Annotated in this window: 18 protein-coding genes; 9 read left to right on the forward strand and 9 right to left on the reverse strand. The window is 74.6% G+C overall.

Annotated features, from left to right (window positions below; translation table 11 throughout):
• Nucleotides 1–25 precede the first annotated feature (25 nt).
• The 4 genes from AB0924_RS01200 (at nt 26) to AB0924_RS01215 (ending at nt 3,978) form a co-directional block, all read left to right on the forward strand.
• The gene (locus AB0924_RS01200) at nt 26–610 is read left to right on the forward strand and encodes a sigma-70 family RNA polymerase sigma factor (RefSeq protein WP_358938076.1); all 585 of its coding nucleotides are present in this window, start codon (nt 26–28) and stop codon (nt 608–610) included.
• A gap of 23 nt (nt 611–633) precedes the next feature.
• Nucleotides 634–1,359, forward strand: coding sequence for an anti-sigma factor (locus AB0924_RS01205; RefSeq protein WP_366910482.1), 726 nt, complete (start codon nt 634–636; stop codon nt 1,357–1,359).
• Between the two features lie 148 nt (nt 1,360–1,507).
• Nucleotides 1,508–3,256, forward strand: a complete 1,749-nt coding sequence (locus AB0924_RS01210) for a sulfite oxidase (RefSeq protein ID WP_366910381.1) — start codon at nt 1,508–1,510, stop codon at nt 3,254–3,256.
• A gap of 68 nt (nt 3,257–3,324) precedes the next feature.
• On the forward strand, nt 3,325–3,978 hold the full coding sequence (locus tag AB0924_RS01215; RefSeq protein ID WP_366910382.1) for a fasciclin domain-containing protein: 654 nt from the start codon (nt 3,325–3,327) through the stop codon (nt 3,976–3,978).
• A 165-nt stretch (nt 3,979–4,143) separates the two neighbouring features.
• On the opposite strand, the gene AB0924_RS01220 is transcribed toward AB0924_RS01215, so the two are convergent.
• The 8 genes from AB0924_RS01220 to AB0924_RS01255 all read right to left on the reverse strand — a co-directional run bounded on the left by AB0924_RS01220 (nt 4,144) and on the right by AB0924_RS01255 (nt 11,778).
• Nucleotides 4,144–4,431 (reverse strand): hypothetical protein, encoded by a 288-nt coding sequence (locus AB0924_RS01220; RefSeq protein ID WP_366910383.1) that lies wholly within the window; start codon nt 4,429–4,431, stop codon nt 4,144–4,146.
• Between the two features lie 111 nt (nt 4,432–4,542).
• Nucleotides 4,543–4,692, reverse strand: coding sequence for a hypothetical protein (locus AB0924_RS01225; RefSeq protein ID WP_366910488.1), 150 nt, complete (start codon nt 4,690–4,692; stop codon nt 4,543–4,545).
• Between the two features lie 162 nt (nt 4,693–4,854).
• Complete coding sequence (locus tag AB0924_RS01230) at nt 4,855–6,060, reverse strand: FAD-dependent oxidoreductase (RefSeq protein ID WP_366910384.1); 1,206 nt, start codon at nt 6,058–6,060, stop codon at nt 4,855–4,857.
• Between the two features lie 93 nt (nt 6,061–6,153).
• Nucleotides 6,154–7,098, reverse strand: a complete 945-nt coding sequence (gene sigJ, locus AB0924_RS01235; RefSeq protein ID WP_358938084.1) for an RNA polymerase sigma factor SigJ — start codon at nt 7,096–7,098, stop codon at nt 6,154–6,156.
• A gap of 74 nt (nt 7,099–7,172) precedes the next feature.
• On the reverse strand, nt 7,173–9,404 hold the full coding sequence (secD, locus tag AB0924_RS01240) for a protein translocase subunit SecD (protein ID WP_366910385.1): 2,232 nt from the start codon (nt 9,402–9,404) through the stop codon (nt 7,173–7,175).
• Nucleotides 9,405–9,518: 114 nt separating this feature from the next.
• Nucleotides 9,519–10,061 (reverse strand): hypothetical protein, encoded by a 543-nt coding sequence (locus AB0924_RS01245; protein WP_366910386.1) that lies wholly within the window; start codon nt 10,059–10,061, stop codon nt 9,519–9,521.
• A 101-nt stretch (nt 10,062–10,162) separates the two neighbouring features.
• Nucleotides 10,163–10,822 carry a response regulator transcription factor gene (locus tag AB0924_RS01250; RefSeq protein WP_358938181.1) on the reverse strand — a complete coding sequence of 220 codons (660 nt, stop codon included), beginning with the start codon at nt 10,820–10,822 and terminating at the stop codon, nt 10,163–10,165.
• A 2-nt stretch (nt 10,823–10,824) separates the two neighbouring features.
• Nucleotides 10,825–11,778 carry a sensor histidine kinase gene (locus tag AB0924_RS01255; RefSeq protein WP_358938183.1) on the reverse strand — a complete coding sequence of 318 codons (954 nt, stop codon included), beginning with the start codon at nt 11,776–11,778 and terminating at the stop codon, nt 10,825–10,827.
• A 305-nt stretch (nt 11,779–12,083) separates the two neighbouring features.
• Here AB0924_RS01255 and AB0924_RS01260 point away from each other — a divergent pair, with 305 nt between their 5' ends.
• The 5 genes from AB0924_RS01260 (at nt 12,084) to AB0924_RS01280 (ending at nt 14,858) form a co-directional block, all read left to right on the forward strand.
• The gene (locus tag AB0924_RS01260; RefSeq protein WP_358938090.1) at nt 12,084–12,410 is read left to right on the forward strand and encodes a TraR/DksA C4-type zinc finger protein; all 327 of its coding nucleotides are present in this window, start codon (nt 12,084–12,086) and stop codon (nt 12,408–12,410) included.
• 114 nt (nt 12,411–12,524) lie between these two features.
• Nucleotides 12,525–12,896, forward strand: a complete 372-nt coding sequence (locus AB0924_RS01265) for a TraR/DksA C4-type zinc finger protein (protein WP_358938185.1) — start codon at nt 12,525–12,527, stop codon at nt 12,894–12,896.
• Nucleotides 12,893–13,717, forward strand: coding sequence for a rod shape-determining protein (locus AB0924_RS01270; RefSeq protein ID WP_358938092.1), 825 nt, complete (start codon nt 12,893–12,895; stop codon nt 13,715–13,717). The genes AB0924_RS01265 and AB0924_RS01270 overlap by 4 nt, the downstream gene beginning before the upstream one ends.
• Nucleotides 13,718–13,761: 44 nt before the next feature.
• Entirely contained in the window at nt 13,762–14,388 is a 627-nt protein-coding gene (locus AB0924_RS01275) for a hypothetical protein (RefSeq protein WP_358938094.1), read from the forward strand.
• A gap of 149 nt (nt 14,389–14,537) precedes the next feature.
• Entirely contained in the window at nt 14,538–14,858 is a 321-nt protein-coding gene (locus AB0924_RS01280; RefSeq protein ID WP_358938096.1) for a GYD domain-containing protein, read from the forward strand.
• A 21-nt stretch (nt 14,859–14,879) separates the two neighbouring features.
• Here the strand turns inward: AB0924_RS01280 and AB0924_RS01285 are convergent, their stop codons facing one another.
• On the reverse strand, nt 14,880–15,572 hold the full coding sequence (locus AB0924_RS01285; RefSeq protein ID WP_358938098.1) for a TNT domain-containing protein: 693 nt from the start codon (nt 15,570–15,572) through the stop codon (nt 14,880–14,882).
• Nucleotides 15,573–15,772: the final 200 nt, after the last annotated feature.

Consider the following 15,772-nt stretch of genomic DNA (forward strand, 5'->3'; position numbering starts at 1 on the left):
ATGTCGCAACCCGCGGAGGCCCCTTGTGAGAGAAGCCGTGTACATCGGCGCGAATCCCTCGTCGGAACCTGATCTGCAGGAGCTGATGGGCCGCGTCGCCCTGGGCGACGAGGACGCGTTCGCCTCCGTCTACGACGCCGTGGCCGGTCCCGTCCTCGGGGTCGTGCAGGCCGTGCTGCGTGATCCGGCTCAGTCGGAGGAAGTGGCGCAGGAGGTGCTGGTGGAGGTCTGGCGGACCGCGCCCCGCTACCGGGCCGAGATCGGCACGGCCCTCAACTGGGTCCTCACGCTCGCGCACCGCCGCGCGGTGGACCGGGTGCGCTCGGTGGAGGCCGCGGCGGTCAGGGACCACAAGGCCGCCCTGCTGGCGCGGACGCCCGATTTCGACGAGGTGACCGAACAGGTCGAGGCCAGGCTGGAGCGGGAACAGGTGCGACGGTGCCTGCGCACGCTGACCGAGATCCAGCGGCAGGCCGTCACGCTCGCCTACTACCGCGGGCTGACCTACCGCCAGGTCGCGGAGGCGCTCACCCTTCCCCTCGGCACGGCCAAGACCCGGCTCCGGGACGGCCTCATCCGGCTGCGTGACTGCCTGGGGGTGACCGCGTGACCACCACCGCCGACCTGCACCGGATGACCGGCGCCTACGCCGTGCATGCCCTGTCCGACGAGGAACGCGCCGCGTTCGAGCGTCACCTGGCCGACTGCGAGCCCTGTGCGCAGGAGACCGCCGAGCTGTCCGCGACCGCGGCCCGTCTGGGGCTCGCCGCCACCATGACGCCTTCGACGGCCCTGCGCGCGCGGGTCCTGCGTCACATCTCCTCCGTCCGGCAGGTGCCGCCCGGCACGGCCGGGGCCCGTCCGGGCCGGCCCGGAAAGCGGGCGCGGCTGTTGTCCCGGTGGGCCCTGGCCGCCTGTCTCGCGGCGGCCGCCACACTCGGCGGTACGACGGTGTGGCAGCACCAGCGAGCCGAGGACGCCCTGCGCCAGGCGCGCAGCGCCCGGCAGGGCACCGCCGAGATCGCCGCCGTGCTGGCGGCACCGGACGCGCGGACCCGGACCGCCGCCCTGGGCGACGGCGCCACCGGAAGCGTCGTCGTCTCCCGGGGACGGGACAAGGCCGTGTTCGTCGCCTCCGGGATGGCCCGGCCCGCGGGAGGGAAGGTCTACCAGCTCTGGTACGACGACGGCGGCACGATGCGGTCGGCCGGTCTCATGGATCCCGGCCGCACCGACCAGGCCGTGCTGCTGCGCGGCGGTGTGGACGGCGCGTCGGGCATGGGGGTCACGGTGGAGCCGGCGGGTGGCTCCACGAAGCCGACCTCCGCGCCGGTCGCCCTGCTGGGCTTCCCCGCCTGACGGCTGGTCCGGGCCCGAGGGCGGGCCCGGGCAGGAAGGGCCTTTTCTTTTATCCGTAGCGGCGCGGCACGCGGATTGGTGCGGAAAAAAGATTCACTCGATCGGGTGGACGACCAATCCGGAACCCCTGTGGAACCGGATTCCCCACGTGACCGACGACGAGAAGAAACCGCACCGGCCCTCGGGGCCGCTCCGCGTGACGGCGGGCGCGCTCGCCGGTGCCGTGGCGGGCTTCGCCTCGCTCGCCCTGGCCGAGCTGGTGTCGGCGGCGGTCCGTCCGCAGGCGGGGCCCGTCGTCGCGGTGGGAGGGGCGGCGATCGACCGCACCCCGGCCACCGTGAAGGACTGGGCCGTCCGGAATTTCGGAACCGACGACAAGCTGGTTCTGCAACTCGGAATTCTGGCGGTGCTGGCGCTTTTCGCATTCGCCCTCGGAATCGCCGCGCTGCGCTTCCGGAAGGCCGGCGCTGCGGGGGTGCTGCTGTTCGGCGTCGTCGGCGCGCTGGCGGCGACCGGCCGGCCCGACTCGCGCGGCCTGTCCGACGCCCTGCCTTCGCTCGTGGGCGCGGGCGCGGGAGCGGCTGTCCTCCTCGTCCTCGCGGGTCGGCTCGCGCGGCGGGAGCCGGGTTCCGCCGAGGACCCGGCCAACGGCGGGGGATTCGCGCCGGATTCCGCCGAGGACCCGGCCAACGGCGAGGGGTTCGCGCCGGATTCCGCCGAGGACCCGGCCGACGGCGGGGGATTCGCGCCGTGTTCCGCCGAGGACCTGGCCGACGGCGAGGGGGCCGGGCCGGGTTCCGGCGGCGACTGGGACCGGCGTGGGTTCGTGATCGCCGCCACGGCCGCCGCCGTCGCCTCCGCCGGGGCCGGCGCGCTGGGCCGGTCGCTGAACGGTGCGAGCGGCAGGGACGCGGTCGCCTCCCGCGACCGGCTGGTGCTGCCGGCACCCGGCTCGCCCGCGGACGCCGTTCCCCGGGGGGCCGGTCTGCGGATCCCCGGCGTGAGCCCCTTCATCACCCCCAGCGGTGCCTTCTACCGGGTCGACACCGCGCTGGTGGCCCCGAAGGTGGACGCCACGACCTGGCGGCTGCGCGTCCACGGCAAGGGCGTGTCCCGGCCGGTCGTGCTCTCCTTCGGTGATCTCCTCCGCCGCGACCTGGTCGAGCGCGACATCACCCTCACCTGTGTGTCCAACGAGGTCGGTGGCCCCTACGTGGGCACCGCGCGCTGGACCGGTGCCCGGCTGGCCGACCTGCTGGCCGAGTGCGGGGTCCGGCCGCCCTCGCACGGCGGTCCGGCCGACCAGCTGGTGGCCCGCTCGGTGGACGGCATGACCATCGGCAGCCCGGTCGAGGACGTCATGGACGGCCGGGACGCGCTGCTCGCCGTCGGCATGAACGGGGAGCCGCTGCCGTTCGACCATGGCTTCCCCGTACGGATGGTGGTGCCGGGGCTCTACGGGTTCGTCTCCGCCTGCAAGTGGATCACGGACATCGAGCTGACCACCTTCGACGCCTACGACCCCTACTGGGTCAGGCACGGCTGGGCCCGCAGGGCGCCCGTCAGGACGCAGTCCCGGATCGACACCCCCAAGCCCTTCGCCCGGCCGGCGGCCGGTCCGGTCATGGTCGCCGGGGTCGCCTGGGCGCAGCACCGCGGCATCGACAAGGTCGAGGTCCGGGTCGACGACGGGCCCTGGCAGGAGGCCCGGCTGGCCGCCGAGGACAGCCGTGACACGTGGCGCCAGTGGTCCTTTCCCTGGCGGGCCACCAAGGGCGGCCACACGCTCACCGTGCGCGCCACCGACCGCTCCGGCCGGGTGCAGACCGAAAGACGCACCCGGACCGTCCCCGACGGCGCCAGTGGATGGCACTCCGTCGTGGTCACCGTCGAGTGACCTTCCGAACCAACCCTTTTCCCTCAGGACAGGCAGCTCAGGCTGCCGCTACCACCAGGAGAGATCTGATGAACAGCCGTATCCGCCGTACCGCCGTGACCCTGGCCGCCGCGGCCGTCCTGCCGCTCGCGCTCAGCGCCTGTTCCGACGGCGGCAGCGACTCCGCCAAGTCCGACTCCGACGCGAAGGCGTCGGCGTCGGCCGGCGCCTCGGACGACGGCATGGGCGGCTCCGCCTCGGCCATGGACGAGCCCTTCGGGCCCGCCTGCTCCTCGGTGCCGAAGAGCGGAGCCGGTTCCTTCGACGGCATGGCGAAGGACCCGGTGGCCACCGCCGCCTCCAACAACCCGGCCCTGTCCACCCTGGTCTCCGCCGTGAAGAAGGCCGGCCTGGTCGACACGCTCAACAACGCGCAGGACATCACCGTGTTCGCGCCGACCAACGACGCCTTCAAGAAGATCCCCAAGGCCACCCTGGACAAGGTCCTGGCCGACAAGGCCCAGCTGACGAAGATCCTGACCTACCACGTCGTCGGCCGGAAGCTCGCGCCCAAGGACCTGGAGAACGGCTCCTTCCCCACCCTGGAGAAGTCGAAGCTCGCCACGTCCGGCTCCGGTGAGTCCTACACCGTCAACGACTCCTCGAAGGTCGTCTGCGGCAACGTCAAGACCGCCAACGCCAACGTGTACATCGTCGACACGGTGCTGATGCCGTCCTCCTGACGGTGCGCCCGACGGGACCCGGACCGCGCGGTCCGGGTCCCGTCCGCGTTCCGCAGGACTCTTACGCGAACGCCTCGGTGAAAGGACCGCGCGGGTGATCCGGAACGGGCCGGAGGACGGATGGGCCGCGGTGCCGTCCGGTTCACCGCCCGGGCCGGGGGGCGCCTACGCCCGGGCGGTGAACCGCCGGCGCACCAGGACGAGGGCGATCCAGCCGGCCAGCATCACGGCGCCGCCCAGCGCGGGCCACTGGCCGCCCGCCAGGACGCCGAAGGCCGCCAGGGAGGCGCCGGACAGGACGACGGCGGCCACCGCCGACTCGGCGCGCAGCCGGCGGGCCGGGCGCGCGCTCGACAAGGATCTGACGAACCGGCGGCCGAAGAAGGTCTGGGCTGCGTTGATCACGGCCAGCAGGGCCGCCAGGACGCCGAGAGAACCGAAGGCCAGGGACATGGCGTGAAGCTACACCGGCCGCGTGGCACGCCGGGCGGGAAGGGTGCCGGCGGTGCCGTGGGCCAGGAGCAGGGCGCCGTCGCGGGCGTCGTGCCGGCGCCGGTCGACCCGTCAACTGCCGGACGAGCGGGGGGTGGAGCGGGCGTTCCGGGCCTCGGCGGACGGCGTCATCCGGCGGCGGTCCCGGCGGATCAGTACGGCCGTGCAGAGCGCCACGATCAGCGCGGCGGTGGCCGGCGGGATCAGGAACGACGTCATCATCGGGCCTCCCGGGCACGTTCTGACCCGGCCCACCGCTACATGCTGCAGACCGCCACGATCGGCGCCCGCCTGCTGGACTGGCCCGCGACGGAGCTGTGACGCACGGCGTCCGGCGGCGGGCCCGGGCGCCCTCACCGCGAGGACGCCCGTCCCGCGCCGCGGTCAGACGACCGCCTCGGCCACCTGGTCCGGACGGCCCGGCCGGTCCGGCTGCCGCACGACGCGGCGGCGCCGGCTCGGGACGCCGAGCGTCGGGTTGGCGACGCCCCAGGCCGCGCCCGTGCAGACCAGCTCCTTGTAGAAGGCCGCCAGCCGTCCGGTCAGGGCCGCCCGGACGGCCCGGTCGTCGCCGGTGACGTACTGGATCAGACCCTCCCCGCGGCCCAGCGAGACGCACTGGTTGAAGTAGCGCAGCGGCACGTTCGGCAGCTTGCCGCCGGTCAGGCGGGCCGCGATGGCGTCGGCGGCCTGCCACGCCATGGGCACGCCCGAGGCGCAGGACATCCGCAGCGGCCGGCCGGCGACGCCCGTCGCCATGGCCGCGTCGCCGATGGCGTACACGTCCGGGTGGGACACCGAGCGCATGGTGCCGTCGACCACGATCCGGCCGGTGTCGGTGACCTCCAGGGCGGTGGCCCGGGCGATCGGGTGGACGGCGAAGCCGGTGGTCCACACGGTGACCGCGGCCGGGACGGACCCGCCGTCGGCGGTCACGACCCGGTCGGCCTCGACGGCGGTGACGGTGGCGTGCTCGTGCACGGTGATGCCGAGCCGGCCGAAGACCTTCCGCAGGTGACCGCGGCCCTTGGGCGAGAGCCCGTCGCCGAGACCGCCGTTGGCGGCGAGGGAGACGTCGAGGTCCGGGCGTGCCTCGGCGATCTCGGTCGCGGCCTCCACTCCGGTGAGCCCGCCCCCGACCACCACCACGGCCCGGCCGGCCTCCAGCCGGGCGAGCCGCTCGCGCAGCCGGAGCGCGCCCGCCCGGCCGGCGATGTCGTGGGCGTGCTCGGCGGTGCCGGGGACGCCCTGGTCGTTCCAGCCGCTGCCGAGGGCGTACACGAGGGTGTCGTAGGCGAGTTCCCCGGCGCCGTCCGCGGTCTCGACGGCCACCGTGCCGCGGTCGGCGTCGACGCCGGTGACCTTCGCGAGGCGCGGTTCCACGCCGGTGCCCGCGAACATCTCGGCGAGGGGCCGGGGCCGCAGCTCCTGGCCGGCCGCGAGCTGGTGCATCCGGACGCGTTCGACGAAGTCGGGCTCGGCGTTGACGAGGGTGATGGCGACGTCTTCGGGGCGCAGCCGCCTGGCGAGGCGTCCGGCGGCGATGGCCCCGGCGTATCCGGCTCCGAGGACGACGATGCGGTGCTGCATGTCCCTGCTCCTGTCTTCAGCGGATTCGCCCCTTGAACCGGGCGGCCCGCCGTTTCCTGACAGGTGACTGATGTGAAGCGGGTCACATATGCGTCAGAAGGCCCTGAGCTGGGGTTCTCCGTGATCGGTGGCCGCCCAGCGCCTGGTCGCGCGTTCGAGCTTGTCGGGGTTGACCTGGCTGCGGAACGCGGCGATGCCGTCGGCGGTGATCTCCAGGCACAGGACGCCGATGACCCGGCCCTCGACCAGGGCCACGATGGCCGGACCGCCGTTGGCCGTCGCGACGTGGACCTCGAGCGGGCCGCCGACCAGGTTCCGCTGGGCCGTGCCGGGCTTGAACAGGCCGCGCATGAACTTCGCGACCGCGAGCGCGCCCTCGAACGCCTTGGCACGGGCCGGGACCTTGCCGCCGCCGTCGCCGATCGCGACGGCGTCCTGGGTGAGCAGCCGCACGAGAGGCTCGGTCCGGCCGCTGGTGGCGGCCGCGAGGAACTCCTCCACGATCCGCCGGGCGGCCGCCCCGTCGATCTCGGCCCGGGCCCTGCCCTCGGCGAGGTGCTTCCTGGCGCGGTGCAGGATCTGCTGGCTGGCGGCCTCGGTGAGGTCGAGGATCTCGGCGATCTCCCGGTGCGGGTAGTCGAACGCCTCCCGCAGCACGTACACCGCGCGCTCGTTGGGGGACAGCCGTTCCAGCAGGGTGAGGACCGCGTACGAGAGCGACTCGCGCTGCTCGGCGGTGTCGGCGGGTCCGAGCATCGGGTCCCCGGAGAGCAGCGGCTCGGGCAGCCACTGGCCCACGTATGTCTCGCGCCGCGCGCGGGCGGAGGTGAGCTGGGTGAGGCACAGGTTGGTGAGCACCTTCGTCAGCCAGGCCTCGGGCACCACGATGCTGCCGACGTCGGCGGCCTGCCAGCGCAGGAACGTCTCCTGCACGGCGTCCTCCGCCTCGCCCGCCGAGCCGAGCAGGCGGTAGGCGATCGCCTCCAGGCGGGGCCTGGACGCCTCGAACCGGTCCACGTCGTGCACGGTCAGCGCCATGGACCCGGATCCTAGCCCGCGCCGGGCGGGAGCGCCGCTGCGGTGCGGCGCCCGCCGTCCGGCGCGGGCCCTCCTCAGCCCGCGCGCCGCCCGCGCCCGCCGGTCCGGTCCTGGAGTTCGATCGCCACGGGGGCGGCGACGAAGACCGAGGACCAGGTGCCGACGACGAGACCGATGAGCAGGGCGAGAGCGAAGTCCGTGAGGGAGTCGCCGCCGAGCACGGCCAGGGCGGTGAGGATGAGCGCGGCTCCCATGCCGGTGTTCACGGTGCGGGGCAGCGTCTGCAGGATGGCATGGTTCGTGACCTGGGGCAGCGGTGCGGCGCGCGGACGCCGGCGCAGTTCCCGGATGCGGTCGAAGACGACGACGGAGTCGTTCACCGAGTAGCCGATGACGGTGAGCAGGGCGGCGAGGAACACGCCGTCCACCGGCTTGCCCAGCCAGGCGAAGACGCCCAGCAGGACGAGTACGTCATGGGCCAGCGCGGTGACCGCGGCGGTGCCGAGCACCCAGCGGAAGCGGGCCGCCAGATAGAGGAGCTGGGCGCCGAGGGCCAGGGCGAGCGCGATCAGGGCGTTGCGGCGCAGTTCCTCGCCGAGGCTGGGGCCGATCAGTTCGTCGCGGATCCGGTCCGCCCCGCCCCCGACGGCGCCGATCGTCCGGGTGACCTCGGACGACTGCGCGTCGGTCAGCGCTCCGGTGCGGACCGTCAGCCGGTCGTCGCCGGAGGACTGGACGACCGCCCGGGGGAATCCGGCGTCGGCGAGCGCGGCGCGGGCCTTGTCCGGGTCGACCGGGGCACCGGTGGTGTATTCGGCCAGCCGTCCGCCGGTGAACTCGACGCCGAGGTCCAGGCCGCGCAGCGCGATACCGGCTCCGGCGAGCGCCAGGAGCACGGCGGAGGCGGCCAGCCAGCGGCGGGGCCGGCGCATGAGCTGCGGATCGCGGCGCAGCAGACGGTCTCGGACCGGGCCGGTGGTGGCGATGCCGCTGAGGTGCGGACGGGCGCGCAGCCAGGGGCGGGACGCGGCGTGGTCGGCGAGCACCCGGGTGATGAGCAGGGCGCTGACCATGGAGGCGAGGACACCGATGCCGAGGGTGACGCCGAAGCCGCGTACGGGTCCCGAGGCGAGGAAGAACAGCAGGGCCGCCGCGATCAGGGTGGTGATGTTGGAGTCGGCGATCGCGCTGAAGGCGTTGCGGAAGCCGGCGGTCAGCGCCGAGCGCGGGGTGGGGCGTTCCCGGGCGGCGTGCTCCTCGCGGGCGCGTTCGAAGACGAGCACGTTGGCGTCCACGGCCATGCCGATCGCCAGGACGAACCCGGCCAGGCCCGGCAGGGTCAGGGTGGCGCCTAGGGCGGCCAGGGCGGCGTAGGAGATCAGGCCGTAGCAGAGCAGGGCGAGGGCCGCGAGCATGCCCATGAGCCGGTAGACGGCGATGACGAACAGCGAGGTCAGGGCGGTGCCGATGACGGCCGCCCAGGTGCTGGCGGCGATGGCCTCGGCGCCCAGGGTGGGGCCGACCGTGCGCTGCTCCACCGTCTCCACGGCCACCGGCAGGGCACCGCCCTTGATGAGCAGGGCCAGTTCGCGGGCCTCGGCGTCGCCGAAGGAGCCGGTGATCTGCGTGGAGCCGGCGGTGATGCCGGTGCCGCAGGCGACCGAGGGGGAGACCTCCGGCGACGAGATGATCTTGTCGTCGAGGACGATGGCGACACGGCGCGCGGGGTCGCCCACCGGCTCGCAGGCGGCCTCCCCGGTCAGCCGGGCCCACTCGGCGCGGCCGGTGCCGCCGAAGTCGACGGTGATGTGCCATCCGGCGCCGGACTCCTGGTCGAAGCGGGCGGCGGCGTCCTTGACCTGCTGTCCGGTCAGGGCGGCTTCCCGCAGGCGCAGTTGCCCGCCCGAACCGTCGGGCAGGACCCGCTCCCCGGTCCGCTCCCCGCCGGCGGTGGCGGCTCCGGCCACGGGGTGGATGGTGAGCTGCGCGGTGCGGCCCAGTACCTCGGCCGCCTGCTTCGGGTCCCGGACACCGGGGAGTTCGACGATGATCCGGTCGTCACCGGAGCGGACGAGGCTGGGTTCGGCGACGCCGAGCGCGTCGACGCGGCCGCGCAGCACCTCCAGGGTGCGGTCGGTGGCCTCGCGGTCGGCGGTGGCGGTCGGGCTGGAACGCGTCTGGAGCACGATCTGGGTGCCGCCGCGCAGATCGAGTCCGAGACGGATCGGCACGGTGAGGGCGATGTACAGCGACACGGCGATCACGGTGAGGGCGAGCAGCGCCCTCACCCGGGCGGAGCGGATCAACACGGGCCTCCGGCGGGCATGCCACGGCTGCGGCCGTGCGGCCGCGGCGGATCGGCACGGATGAATGGGGGAATGGCTGAACGGGTGAGTGGGCGACGGGCGGCGGCGCCGGTTTCAGGCGCGGGCCGCCGCGGGCGGTGGTGCTCGCCCGCGATCCGCCGCCGTCCGGTCGGGCCGGGAGGGCGCGGCCGGCCGCGGCCCGCCGTCCGGTTCACCGCCGGGTGGGACCACTTCCGCACCGGGCACGGCCACGGCGAGCGGTCCGTGGGGGGCCGAGCGGTCCCTGTGGGCCTCCTGCCGGACGGCCGCCCGGGCGGCACGCACACCGGCGCACGGCTCATCGGCGTGCGGCTCATCGGCGTGCGGGACGGCGGCGTGCGGGACGGCGCGGCTGTCACCGGCCGAGTGGCCGGAGTGCGCCGTCGAGGACCTGGCGCCGCCATCGACGGCCGACGGGTCGGAGGCCGACCCGGAGGCCCCGGCGGGGCCGTCACCGGCCGAGGGGGCGGAGTGCGCCGTGAGAGCGAGGAGGACCGTCGGCGGCGCGGGACGGGCGGTGTCCACGGGGCCGTCGAGCAGGGTGAGGGCGCCCAGCAGGAGGGCCAGCAGAGCCGTGAGGGCGGGCACGCGAAGGGGGGTGCGCGGTGCTGGGCGCATGTGCCTGCCCCCTTTCGTGGCGGTGGCGGTGGCGGTGACATGGGGCCCGGGCCCGGCCGGGGAGTTGGCGGCCGGGGCACCGGGCGGTCGGTGGGCCGGGGTCAGGGTTCGACGAGGCCGGCGCGGATGGCGTAGCGGGTGAGCTCCAGGCGGTCGTGCAGACCGAGCTTCTGCAGCAGGTTGGCGCGGTGCCGCTGCACGGTCTTGACGCTGATGAAGAGGATCTCGGCGATCTCCTTGGAGGAGTGCCCCTCCGCGACCAGCTTGAGGACCTCCTCCTCGCGCGGGGTGAGGATCTGGTCCGGCGTCTCCTCGCCGTGCCGCACCCGGTCCAGGTAGTTGCGGATGAGGGCGGTGACCGCCCCTGGGTAGAGGAAGGGCTCGTCGCGCACCGCGGCCCGGCAGGCGGCGACCAGGTCCCGGTCGGCGACGGACTTCAGCACGTACCCCGAGGCACCGGCCTTCAGGGCCTGGAAGAAGTACTGCTCGTTGTCGTGCATCGTGAGCATCAGGACGCGCAGCCCCGGTCTCAGCGCGATCAGCTCCCGGGTGGCCTGAAGGCCCGTCAGCCGGGGCATGGCGATGTCCAGCACGGCGAGGTCGACGTCGTGCGTGCGGGCCATCGCGATCGCCTCCGCGCCGTCGCCCGCCTCGGCGACCACCTCCAGGTCGGGCTCCTGGTCGAGGATGAGCCGCACTCCGCGCCGGACCAGCGCGTGGTCGTCGGCGAGCAGGATGCGGATCGGGGTGGCTGCGGGCATGGTCACGGCTGCTCCCTGGGAACGGGTGCGGTGAGCCGCACCTGGGTGCCCGCACCGGGCGCGGGGGTGATGTCGATGCGGGCCCCGATGAGCAGGGCCCGCTCGCGCATGCCGCGGATGCCGGCGCCCTCGCGGGCGGCTTCGATGCCGCAGCCGTCGTCGGTGACGGCCAGTTCCACCCTGCCCTCGGCCTGCTGCAGGGCCACGACGACGCGGTCGGCCTCGGCGTGCCGGGCGGCGTTGGTCAGGCTCTCCTGGGCCACCCGGTAGAGGACCAGCTCGGTCTCCGGCTCCAGGGCGGGCAGGTCGGCGTCGAAGCGGCGCTGCACCTGCAGCCCGGTGTGCGCGGCGAAGTCCTCGGTGAGCGAGGTCAGCGCGCTGACCAGGCCCAGGTCGTCCAGCACGCCCGGCCGCAGTCGGCGCACCAGGCGGCGGACCTCGTCCAGGCTCTCCCGGGTGATCTCCTGCATCTGGTGCAGCTCTCCGCGCAGCGGCTCACCGGCCTGGTCGGCGGCCCGTTTCAGGGCGAGCAGGATCGCGGTCATGCTCTGCCCCACCTCGTCGTGCAGTTCCTGCGCGATACGGCGGCGTTCGGCCTCCTGCGCGAACAGGGCGCGGGCGCTGCTGGTGGCGCGTTCCTGCTCCAGCCGCTCCAGCATCGCGTTGAAGGCGCGGATCAGCTCGGCGACCTCGGTGCCGCCGTGCGCGGGCAGCCGCTGGCCGGGACGGAGCAGGTCCACGGTGGTCATCAGCTTCGTCAGCCGGTCGAGCGGGGCCAGGCCCCAGCGCAGCAGCCCGGCGTTGGCGACCAGCATCACCGCCAGACCGCCGAGCAGGATCACGGCCTCGGTCAGCACGACCGGGACGGAGACGGTCACCGGAGCCCACAGCAGCAGTGCCGTGGCCGTGCCGAGCACCACGGCGTTGAGTCCGAAGATCCGCCAGAACAGGGACACCGGGACGTACGCCTCCTTCGCGCGATGCGGCCTGCCTCCACTGTCGGGCATCGGGTGCCCCGGACGGGCCGCTGCCCTGGCCGCCCCCAGCCTGCCCGCCTTCGGCGCGCAGGGGCGATGGGGCGCGCGGCCCATTTTCTCCGCCGCCGCCCACCCATTCCCGGCCGGGTCAGGGCTCGTGACGCTCGGTAAATGGGGTCCGCGCCCGATGGGCAGGGGCGACGGGAACGGCGAGGGTCGAGGCAGTGACCGAGGACCGCCCGTCCGAGACCCCGGACCGTCCGGGCCCGAGAGAGGGAAGCACCATGTCGATCGACACCCCCGCCGCCGATGGCCACCTGCGCAGCCTCACCGCCCACGAGGCCCGTCGGCGCCTGGAGCACGCGCGCGGCACCCGGCTGGTCCAGCTCGAGGCGGTGAACGAGAACGGGCACCCGGCGGACGACCAGTTGATGTCCGCGCAGCGGACCGCCATCGAGCGGGTGCTGAGGGAGATCGACGACGCCTTCGCCCGCGTCACGGCGGGGACCTACGGGACCTGCGAGAACTGCGCCAAGCCCGTGCCCGTGGAGCGGCTGGAGATCCTGCCCTACACCCGCTACTGCGTCACCTGCCGGCGCGTCGCTCCCTGAGCCCCGCGCCCTCCCCCGTCCCCCGACCCGCCTTCCGTTCCGCTCTGCCCGAGGGGTGAAGTGGTGACCCACCAGATCATCGGCGACCCGGAGACACACGGCACCGGCCCGCGCGTGCCGGCGAGGCACGCGCCGCACCCGTATCCGCGCCTGTCGCCCGAGGACGTCGCCGCACTGCGCGAGAACCTGCACGAACAGCGCCTGTTCCGCCAGGAGCAGCTGACGCAGATCGCGTCCGCCGTCCCGTCCCGCACCGACGACCTGCTGCGGCAGGGCGCCGCCGGGCAGGTCGAGGTGCACGTCAAGCTCGCCGCCTCCGCCCGCATGGTCCTCACCGACGTCGTCGCGGCACTCGAGCGCATGGACCAGGGCCGCTACGGCGCCTGCCACCTGTGCCGGCGGCCCATCGACCGCGAGCGGCTGCTCATAGTGCCGCAGGCCCGCTACTGCGCGCGCTGCCAGCAGGTCCGGGAGGCCGGCCGATGACCGCTGTCCGGCGCCCCGGCGTCACCGGGCACCGGCCCTGGCCCCGGTGCCCGAAATGCTGCGGCATCGCCCTCGACCTGGGCAGTGCCCGCACCCGCGCCTGGATCGCCGGCCGGGGACTGGTCCTCGACGTGCCCACGGTCACCTTTCCCGGCACCGGCGCGGTCCACCCCGTCCAGCGGGGCACCATCGTCGACACCCCGGCCTGCGCGAGGATGCTGGAGCGCCTGCTCTCGAACCGGCTGCCGCGCCTCACCCGGCCGCTGGTCATCGTCACCGCCCCGGTCCTGGACGGCGTCGCCTACCGGGACGCGGCCCGCACCGCCGTGAACGTGCTGCGCCCGCGCGGTGTGCTGACCGTCCCCGGCGCCCGGGCCGTCGCGCTGGCCGCGGGCGCGGACCAGGCCCGCCCCGTGCTCGTGGTGGACGTCGGCGCCCATCTCACCGAGGTGGTGCTGTTGTCCGACGGCGCCGTCGTGGACGCCCGCCGTACCGCTCTGGGCACCGGCGACCTCGACACCGTGCCGCCCGCGGACCTCTGCGACGCGGTGACCGCCATGGTGGCCGCGATGGTGCGGCAGGACCGCTCCTCCGCCGCCCTCGACGCGCTGCGCCGCGGCCCCCTGCTGGCGGGCGGCGGCGCGCTGCGGCCCGAGATCACCCATCGGCTCACCGGCCGGCTGGACGTGCCGCTCCGCGTCGTCCCGGCGCCGCACACCGCCGCGGTACGCGGTGCCGCGAAACTCCTCGAAGCGGCCCACCGCCACCCCGCCACGACCGGTGCCGGCGCCCTCCTGCCACCCGGCCCGCACCCCTGCTAGCCCGCCCTCCCGTGCGCCGTCCCCGCCACCGGAAGGAGGTCGTCTTGGCCGGCCGCGTACCCCCGCCCGCTCAGCCGCCTCCCGGCGACCTTCCCCGGGTCACGCCGTGGCGGCTGCGCGGCAATCCCCTGCGCCGCCGCTCCGATCTGCTCCAGGCGTGGCTCGGCATCGGCCTGCTGGCGGCCGTGCTCGCGGCCGCCCCCGTCGTCGCCCTGCTGGCCGGCGACGCCGCCCGCCGGCACTACGCCCGTACCGCCCAGCACCAGGCCGAGACCCGGCGGCCCACCACCGCGGTCCTGCTCCGGGACGTGCCGCGCCACCCCGAGCCGGGCTCGGCGGAGGCCGGGCGGACGCGGTACCCGGCGCGGGTGAGCGTCGACGGCCCCGACGGCCGTTCCCGGACGGTGCGGACCGAGGTCGAGCCCGGGCTGCGCGCGGGCAGCACCGTACGCGTCTGGGCCGACCAAAACGGGGAGATCACCGGGGCGCCGCTGACCGCCGAGGAGATCCGCTCCCGCGTCATGGGCTGGGCGATCTGCGCGGTCCTGGCCACCGTCGGCACCGGCGCGGCCGCGTACGGCACCGCGGCCCTCGCCGTGCGGCGGCACAACCTCGCCGCGTGGGACGCGGCCTGGGCCAGGACGGCACCCCGCTGGACACTCTCCCCGTGACGGACGCCGGGTGACGCGCGGTCACCGTGCCCGCCGGCGGCGGCATCGCGGACCGCCCAACGGGTGATCCGGCCGCGCCACGGGAGGCGGGCGGGGCCGGAGCGGGAAGCCCCTTGTGCGTAACCGGTCACCGACGTGCAGGGAGCGTCATGCCGAAGTTCCTCATTCAGGCCAGCTACACGACCGAGGGCACGAAGGGTCTGCTCGACGAGGGCGGGAGCGGTCGCCGCGCCGCCGTCGAGCAGGTCGTCACCGGTCTCGGCGGAAGCGTCGAGGCCATGTACTTCGCCTTCGGTGCGGACGACGTCGTGCTCGTCGTCGACTTCCCCGACCCGGCGGCCATGGCAGCCGTCTCCCTCCACGTGAAGGCCAGCGGCGCCCTGCTCACCCGGGCCACTGCGCTGCTCACCCCGGAGGAGATCGACGAGGCCGCCCGCCGGCAGGTCGCCTTCCGCGCTCCCGGCGGCTGAGCCGGGCCCGCCCCGCGGTCCCTACGCCGCCGGTGTGATCTCCACCAGCTTCTTGCCGGTGATCAGTTCCGGGACGGTCTTCCCCGTCACGTACTGCCGTCCGAGTCCCGGCTGGCCGAACCAGGGCCTGATGGGGCCGGCCTGGACCGTGAAGTCCTCAAGGACGCGGTAGAGGTGGTAGTTGAACGGCGGGGCGGCCGTGTCGTACTCGTCCAGGTTGGTCGGCGGGATGGCCCGCTTGGCGTACGGCGTGCCGGCGGGTGCCAGGAAGTTGCCGCGGCCGCTGCCGAAGAGGTCGACGAGCTGCCCCTTGCGGAGCGTCTCCGTCCGCTGCACCGGGCGGCCGTCCCGCAGCACGAACCCGTTGTTGTCCGGGTACCACCAGCCGGACACGTTCTGCTGGCTGGTCTGCCAGTAGCAGCCCAGGAACCAGTAGGAGGACGTGCTGTCCTGCGGTTTCCAGCCCTTGAGCATCTGCGCGACGGGACCGGTGGTGGGGAGGTGGCTGGGACCCAGCCGCCAGTCGTCGCGGTAGTAGTTCTCCAGCCCCTCGGGCGGCGCCTTGGTCAGGTTCGCCGTCCGGTGGGTGACCGGGCAGGCGCGGCTGTCGTGGCGGAGGTGTGCTCCGGCGGCCTGGGCGGGGGCCGGCGTGACCCCGAACAGCAGGAGCGTCGAGGCGAGCGCGCTCCACAGGAGACGGCGCAGTACGCGCATCCGGGTCCCTTCTCCTCCGGTGCCCGCGGGGCACCGGGTACGCGGGCATGTTCGTGGACGCGCGAAGGGACGGCACGGAGCGGATGCCCCTCACGCGGCACGGTGCATTCAATGCGCGGCCCGGGGACGGAGCGCCGAACTGCGGCGGGAGAGGCACCGGAACGGCGTAACAGAACACCCCGGGCAGCCGAGGGCCGGCC

This window comes from Streptomyces sp. NPDC047869, from assembly GCF_040704065.1.
Taxonomy (GTDB): Bacteria; Actinomycetota; Actinomycetes; order Streptomycetales; family Streptomycetaceae; genus Streptomyces.